Raw genomic sequence first — 639 nt, 5'->3', positions numbered from 1 at the left:
CGATTTACCGCACGTGAACCTAAGTCAGAAGAAAATTCTTGATCACGGAACACCGTCAAACCTTCTTTTAGGCTCAGCTGGAACCAATCACGGCAAGTCACGCGGTTGCCTGTCCAGTTATGGAAGTATTCATGGCCAATCACAGCTTCAATACCCAAGTAATCTCGGTCTGTCGCCGTTTGGTCATTCGCCAGAACAAACTTAGAGTTAAAGATATTTAGGCCTTTGTTTTCCATTGCGCCCATGTTGAAGAAATCAACCGCCACGATCATATAAATATCGAGGTCGTATTCTAGACCAAAGCGTTCTTCGTCCCACTTCATTGAGTTGATTAGCGATGTCATCGCGTGACCCGCTCGGTCTAAGTTGCCTTTATCGACAAAGATTTCTAGGTCAACGTTGCGACCAGACATTGTGGTGTATTTATCGCGAAGCACATCAAAGTCACCAGCAACAAGCGCAAATAGATAAGCTGGTTTTGGATGTGGATCTTGCCATTGCACCCAATGACGACCGTTCTCTGCTTCGCCTTGTGCAATACGGTTACCATTGCTGAGCAAGTATGGATATGTTGCTTTATCTGCAATGACTTTGGTTGTGTATTTTGCCAGTACGTCTGGGCGATCTAAGTAATACGTG

General features: G+C 45.2%; 1 protein-coding gene. It reads right to left on the bottom strand.

Features of this window, described 5'->3' with window-relative positions:
• Positions 1-639, bottom strand: a 639-nt coding sequence (locus R7Q48_RS28315) for a M1 family aminopeptidase (RefSeq protein ID WP_318133645.1), incomplete at both ends; no start/stop codon positions are given.

This window comes from Vibrio sp. 378, assembly GCF_033339435.1.
The sequence above is the reverse complement of the archived record's forward strand: the minus strand, read 5'-3'. Positions and strand labels throughout refer to the sequence as shown.